Origin of the sequence: Kitasatospora sp. NPDC058965 (genome assembly GCF_042741245.1) — a bacterium.
In the GTDB taxonomy this organism is placed as follows: domain Bacteria; phylum Actinomycetota; class Actinomycetes; order Streptomycetales; family Streptomycetaceae; genus Kitasatospora.
The window spans coordinates 1-6,265 of record NZ_JBHYKG010000411.1 but is presented as its reverse complement, the minus strand read 5'-3'; the positions used below and the strand labels follow the sequence as shown (position 1 = coordinate 6,265).

The 6,265-nt window shown below is 75.7% G+C and carries 1 protein-coding gene; it reads left to right on the top strand.

Going from position 1 to position 6,265, the window contains the following annotated elements; translation table 11 throughout:
- A partial coding sequence (locus ACFW1A_RS37175) for an amino acid adenylation domain-containing protein (RefSeq protein ID WP_380417473.1) occupies nucleotides 1-6,265 on the top strand: 6,265 nt, incomplete at both ends.

Below are 6,265 nucleotides of genomic sequence, written 5' to 3'. Positions count from 1 at the left end.
CGCTGCGTCGCGCTCGCCCTGCCCCGCACCACCGACCTGGTGGTCGCCCAACTCGCCGTCTGGAAGGCCGGCGCCGCCTACCTCCCGCTCGACCCCGCCGCCCCCGCCGCCCGCACCGCGCACATGCTGCGCGACGCCGACCCCGTCCTCGCCCTCGCGACCGGCGGCCACGCGCTCACCGGCCTGCCCGTGCTGGAGCTGGACGGGTCCGAGCCGGACCACGAGGACACCGACCTCGGCCTGCGCCCCGACCCCCGCCACCCCGCCTACGTCATCTACACCTCCGGCTCCACCGGCCTGCCCAAGGGCGTGGTGATCGAGCACCGGAGCCTGGCCGAGCTCTGCGCCGCCAACCGCTGCATGATCATGGACCGGTACTTCGCGACCGGCCCGGTCGCCGCCGCGCTGACCGCCGGCGTGACCTTCGACTCCTGGCTGGACGCCTTCAGCTTCCTGATCGCCGGTCACCAGGTGCACCTGATCGACCAGGAGACCCGGCTCGACCCGCGCGCCCTGGTGCGCCACGTCGTCGACCACCGGATCGACTTCCTGGACCTGACCCCGTCCTTCGCCGGCGTGCTGATCGAGGCCGGCCTGCTGGACGACCCCCGGCACGCCCCGGCCGTCGTCTCGGTCGGCGGCGAGGCGGTGCCGGCCGAGCTGTGGCAGCGGCTGCACCGGGCGCCCGAGACGGTGGGCCTGAACTACTACGGCCCGACCGAGTTCACCGTGGACGCCGTCACCCTCACCACCGAGGACACCGCCCTGCCGCTGATCGGCCGGCCGATCGACAACGCCCAGGCCTACGTACTGGACCCGCACGGCAACCCGGTGCCGCCCGGCGTGCCCGGCGAGCTGCACCTGGCCGGCGTCCGGCTGGCCCGCGGCTACCTGGGCCGCCCCGACCTGACCGCCGACCGCTTCGTCCCCAACCCGTTCGGCGCCCCGGGCAGCCGGATGTACCGCACCGGCGACCTGGCCCGCTGGACCCCGGACGGGCTGCTCGACTTCCTCGGCCGCACCGACGACCAGGTCAAGATCCGCGGCTTCCGGATCGAGCTCGGCGAGATCCAGTCCGTGCTCGCCGGCCACCCCGGGATCACCCGGGCCGCCGTCACCGTCCGGAACGGACAGCTGCTCGCCTACCTGGTGCCCGCCACCGGTACCGCCCCGGACCTGGCCGAGCTGCGGCGGGCCGCGGCCCGGGCGCTGCCGGACTACATGGTGCCCGCGTCCTTCACCGTCCTGCCCGAGCTGCCGATGACCGCCCACGGCAAGCTGGACCTGCGCCGCCTGCCCGAGCCCGAGCAGCAGCGGCCGCGCGCCGGCCGCGCGCCGCGCACCGAGCAGGAGCGCGGGCTGTGCGCCCTCTTCGCCGAACTGCTGGAGGTCGCCGAGGTCTCGATCGACGACAGCTTCTTCGTGCTCGGCGGCCACTCGCTGCTGGTCACCAAGCTGGTCAGCCGGATCCGCACCGCACTCGGGGTGGAGCTGCCGGTGCGGGCCGTCTTCGAGGCCCCCACCGTCGCCGAGCTCGCCGAGCGGCTGGTCGCCGCCACCGGGATCCGCACCCCCCTGACCCGCCCGGCCGTCCGCCCGGAGCTGGTGCCGCTCTCCTACGCCCAGCAACGGCTCTGGTTCCTCAACCGCTTCGCCGACTCCGGCGCCGCCTACAACATCCCGATCGCGCTCCGGCTGACCGGCGACCTCGACCTGCCGGCGCTGCGCCTGGCGCTGCGCGACCTGCTGGTCCGGCACGAGAGCCTGCGCACCGTCTTCCCCGAACTGGACGGCACCGCCCACCAGCTGGTGCAGGCCGAACCGTCCGAGGTGCTGGAGCTGGTCGCGCTGGAGGGCGAGCAGGAGCTCGCCGAGGCGGTGGCCGCCGCGGCCCGCGAGGAGTTCGACCTCACCACCGAGATCCCGGTGAAGGCCTGGCTCTTCCGGCTCTCGCCGACCGACCACACCCTGGTGCTGACCTTCCACCACATCGCGGCCGACGGCTGGTCGATGGCCCCGCTCGGCGCCGACCTGCGCACCGCCTACGCCTGCCGGGCGGCCGGACAGTCCCCCGCCTGGGCCGAACTGCCGGTGCAGTACGCCGACTACACGCTCTGGCAGCGCGAGCTGCTGGGCGACGAGAGCGACCCGGACAGCCTGATCAGCGCCCAGCTCGACCACTGGCGCACCGCGCTGGCCGACCTGCCCGAGCTGATCGAGCTGCCCACCGACCGCCCCCGCCCGCAGCAGCCCGACCACCGCGGCGGCCTGGTCGAGTTCACCCTGGCCGGCGGCCCGCTGGCCGCGCTGGCCGGCGACCACGGCGCCACCGTCTTCATGGTGCTGCAGGCCGCCGTCACCGCGCTGCTCTCCCGGCTCGGCGCCGGCACCGACATCGCGCTCGGCACCCCCGTGGCGGGGCGCACCGACTCCGCCCTGGACGAGCTGGTCGGCTTCTTCGTCAACACCCTGGTGCTGCGCACCGACCTGTCCGGCGACCCGACCTTCCGCGAGTTGCTGGACCGGGTCCGCGGCACCGACCTGGCCGCCTTCGCGCACCAGGACGTGCCGTTCGAGCGGCTGGTGGAGGTGCTCAACCCCGAGCGCGCGCTCAACCGCCACCCGCTCTTCCAGGTGATGCTGACCCTCGACAACACGCCGGCCCCGGCCGCGCTCGACCTGCCCGGCCTGACCGCCGCGCCGGTGGAGGCCACGGCGCAGACCGCCAAGTTCGACCTCTCCTTCGCCTTCGCCGGCGGCGCCGACCAGACCCTGCACGGGGCGGTCGAGTACGCGGCCGAGCTCTTCGACGAGGCGACCGTGCGCACCCTGGCCGACCGCCTGGTCCGCCTGGTCGAGGCGGCGGTGGCCGCTCCGGACACCCGGCTGAGCGAGCTGCCGCTGCTCACCGGTCCGGAGCACCGGCTGCTGCTGGAGCAGTGGAACGACACCGCCCGCGCGGTGCCCGCCACCACCGTGCCGGCCCTGTTCGCCGCCCAGGTGGCGCGCACCCCCGCAGCGCCCGCCGTCCGGTACGGCGACACCGTGCTCAGCTACGCCGAACTGGACGCCCGGGCCAACCGGTTGGCCCACCTGCTGGTGGCGCGCGGGATCCGCCCGGAGGAGTTCGTCGCCCTCGCGCTGCCGCGCGACGCCGAGCTGATGGTCGCCGTGCTCGGCGTGCTCAAGGCCGGCGCCGCCTACCTGCCGGTGGACCCGGCCTACCCGGCCGACCGGATCGCCTTCATGCTGGCGGACGCCGCCCCGGCGCTGGTCCTGACCACCGGTCAGGTCGCCGCCACCGCCGGCCCGCGGCTGCTGCTGGACGCCCCGGAGGTCCGCGCCGAGCTGCGCACCCTGCCGGACACCGCGCCGGTCACCGCGCTGCTGCCGGAGCACCCCGCCTACGTGATCTACACCTCCGGCTCCACCGGTCGGCCCAAGGGCGTGGTGGTCCCGCACCGCAACGTGGCCGAGCTGGCCGCCTGGTCGTTCGCCGAGCTGGGTGCCCGGCAGCTGGCCGAGGTGCTGGCCGCCACCTCGCTCAACTTCGACGTGTCGGTCTTCGAGATGTTCGCCCCGCTGCTCAGCGGTGGCTGCATCGAGGTCGTGCCGGACCTGCTGGCGCTGCTGGACCGGGACTGGCAGGGCACGCTGCTCAGCGCCGTCCCGTCCGCGCTGGCCCAGCTGCTGGCGCAGCGCCGGGGCGCGCCGCTCGGCGCCGAGCTGCTGGTGCTGGCCGGCGAGGGGCTGTCCGCGTCCACCGCGGCGGCCGTCCGCGCCGCCGTCCCCGGCGCCCGGCTCGCCAACTTCTACGGGCCGACCGAGACGACCGTGTACGCGACCGCCTGGGACGAGGACCGTCCGGCCGCCGGCGCCCCGCCGATCGGCCGCCCGCGCCACAACACCCGTGCCTACGTGCTGGACCCGTACGGCAACCCGGTGCCGCCCGGCGTGCCCGGCGAGCTGCACCTGGCCGGCGGCGGGCTGGCCCGCGGCTACCTGGACCGGCCCGGGCTGACCGCCGAGCGGTTCGTCCCCGACCCCTTCGGCCTGCCCGGCAGCCGGATGTACCGCACCGGCGACATCGTGCACTGGACCGCCGACGGCGAGCTCCAGTACCGCGGCCGCACCGACCACCAGGTCAAGGTGCGCGGCTTCCGGATCGAACTGGGCGAGATCGAGGACCGGCTGGCCCGGCACCCGCAGGTCGCCCACGCCGCCGTGCTGGTCCGCGAGGACACGCCCGGCGACCAGCGGATCACGGCCTACCTGGTGCCGCACCCCGGCGCCGCGCCGACGGCCGAGAAGCTGCGCGAGCACGCCGCCGCGGCGCTGCCCGGCTACATGGTCCCGTCCGCCTTCGTGCTGCTGGCGGCGCTGCCGCTCAACCCGAGCGGCAAGCTGGACCGGGCCGCGCTGCCGGCGCCCGGGCGGACCGCCGCCCCGGCGGGCCGGGCCCCGCGCACCCTGGCCGAGCAGCGGCTGGCCGAGCTCTTCGCGCAGACCCTGGGGGTCGAGCGGGTCTGGCTGGACGACAGCTTCTTCACCCTCGGCGGCCACTCGCTGCTGGTCACCAAGCTGGTCAGCCGGATCCGCACCGAGCTCGGCGTCGAACTGCCGCTGCGCGCGGTCTTCGAGGCCCCGACGGTGGCGGCGCTGGCCGAGCGGTTGGGCGGCGCCCACCGGGCCCGCACCCCGCTGGTCCGCCGGGCCGTCCGCCCGGAGCTGGTGCCGCTCTCCCCCGCCCAGCAGCGGCTCTGGTTCCTCAACCGGTTCGAGGAGTCGGCGGCCACCTACAACCTGCCCGTCGCGCTGGAGCTGACCGGCGCGCTGGACGTGCCGGCGCTGCGCGCCGCGGTGCGCGACCTGGTGGAGCGCCACGAGAGCCTGCGCACCGTCTTCCCGGAACTGGGCGGCGTGCCGCACCAGCGGGTGGTGGCGATGGCGGAGGTCGGCGAGCTGCTGGAGCTGCTCCCGGCCGGTCCCGACGCGGTCGCCGAGGCCGCCCGCCACCCGTTCGACCTGACCCTCGACCTGCCCCTGCACGGCACCCTGCTGCGCACCTCGCCGACCCGGCACACCCTGGTCCTGACCATCCACCACATCGCCGCCGACGGGCTCTCCATGCCCCCGCTGGCCCGCGACCTCGCCGCCGCCTACACCGCCCGGTCGGCCGGCACCGCGCCCGGCTGGACCGAGCTGCCGGTGCAGTACGCCGACTACACGCTCTGGCAGCGCGAGCTGCTGGGCGACGAGAGCGACCCGCAGAGCCTGATCAGCGCCCAGCTCGACCACTGGCGCACCGCGCTGGCCGACCTGCCCGAGCTGATCGAGCTGCCCACCGACCGCCCCCGACCGCTGGAGAGCAGCCACCGGGGCGACCTGGTGGAGTTCGACCTCGACCCCGGCCTGCTGGCCGAACTCGCCCGGCGCTGCTCGGCCACCCCGTTCATGGTGGCCCAGGCCGCGGTGGCCGCACTGCTCTCCCGGCTCGGGGCGGGCACCGACATCCCGCTCGGCACCCCGATCGGCGGGCGCACCGACGGCGCGCTGGACCAGTTGGTCGGCTTCTTCGTCAACACCCTGGTGCTGCGCACCGACCTGACCGGCAACCCGGGCTTCCGCGAGCTGGTCGAGCGGGTGAAGGCGACGGACTTGGCCGCCTACGCCCACCAGGACGTGCCGTTCGAGCGGCTGGTGGAGGTGCTCAACCCGGCCCGGGCGATGAACCGGCACCCGCTCTTCCAGGTGATGGTGGCCTTCGCGACCGCCGACGCCGGCCCGGCCCCGCAGCTGCCGGGGCTGACCGTGGCCCCGCTCCCGCTGGGCGAGGAGAGCGCCAAGTTCGACCTCTCCTTCACCTTCGCGCCGGACGGCGGCAGCGTCGAGTTCGCCACCGACCTGTTCGACCGCACCACCGTCGCCCGGTTGGCCGAGCGCCTGGTCGAGCTGCTGCGCGCCGTCGCCGCGGACCCGGAGCTGCGGCCGGCCGAGCTGGAGCTGCTCTCCGGGGCGGAGCGCACCCGGATCCTCGGCGAGTGGAACGACACCGCCCGCCCGGTCCCCGCGCTCTCCTTCCCCGAGCTGTTCGAGCAGCAGGTCCGCGCCACCCCGCAGGCGGTCGCGCTGACCGCCGCGGACGGCGAGCTGAGCTACGCCGAACTCGACGCCCGGGCCAACCGGCTGGCCCGCGAGCTGCTGGCCCGCGGCGCCGGCCCGGAGCGCTGCGTCGCGCTCGCCCTGCCCCGCACCACCGACCTGG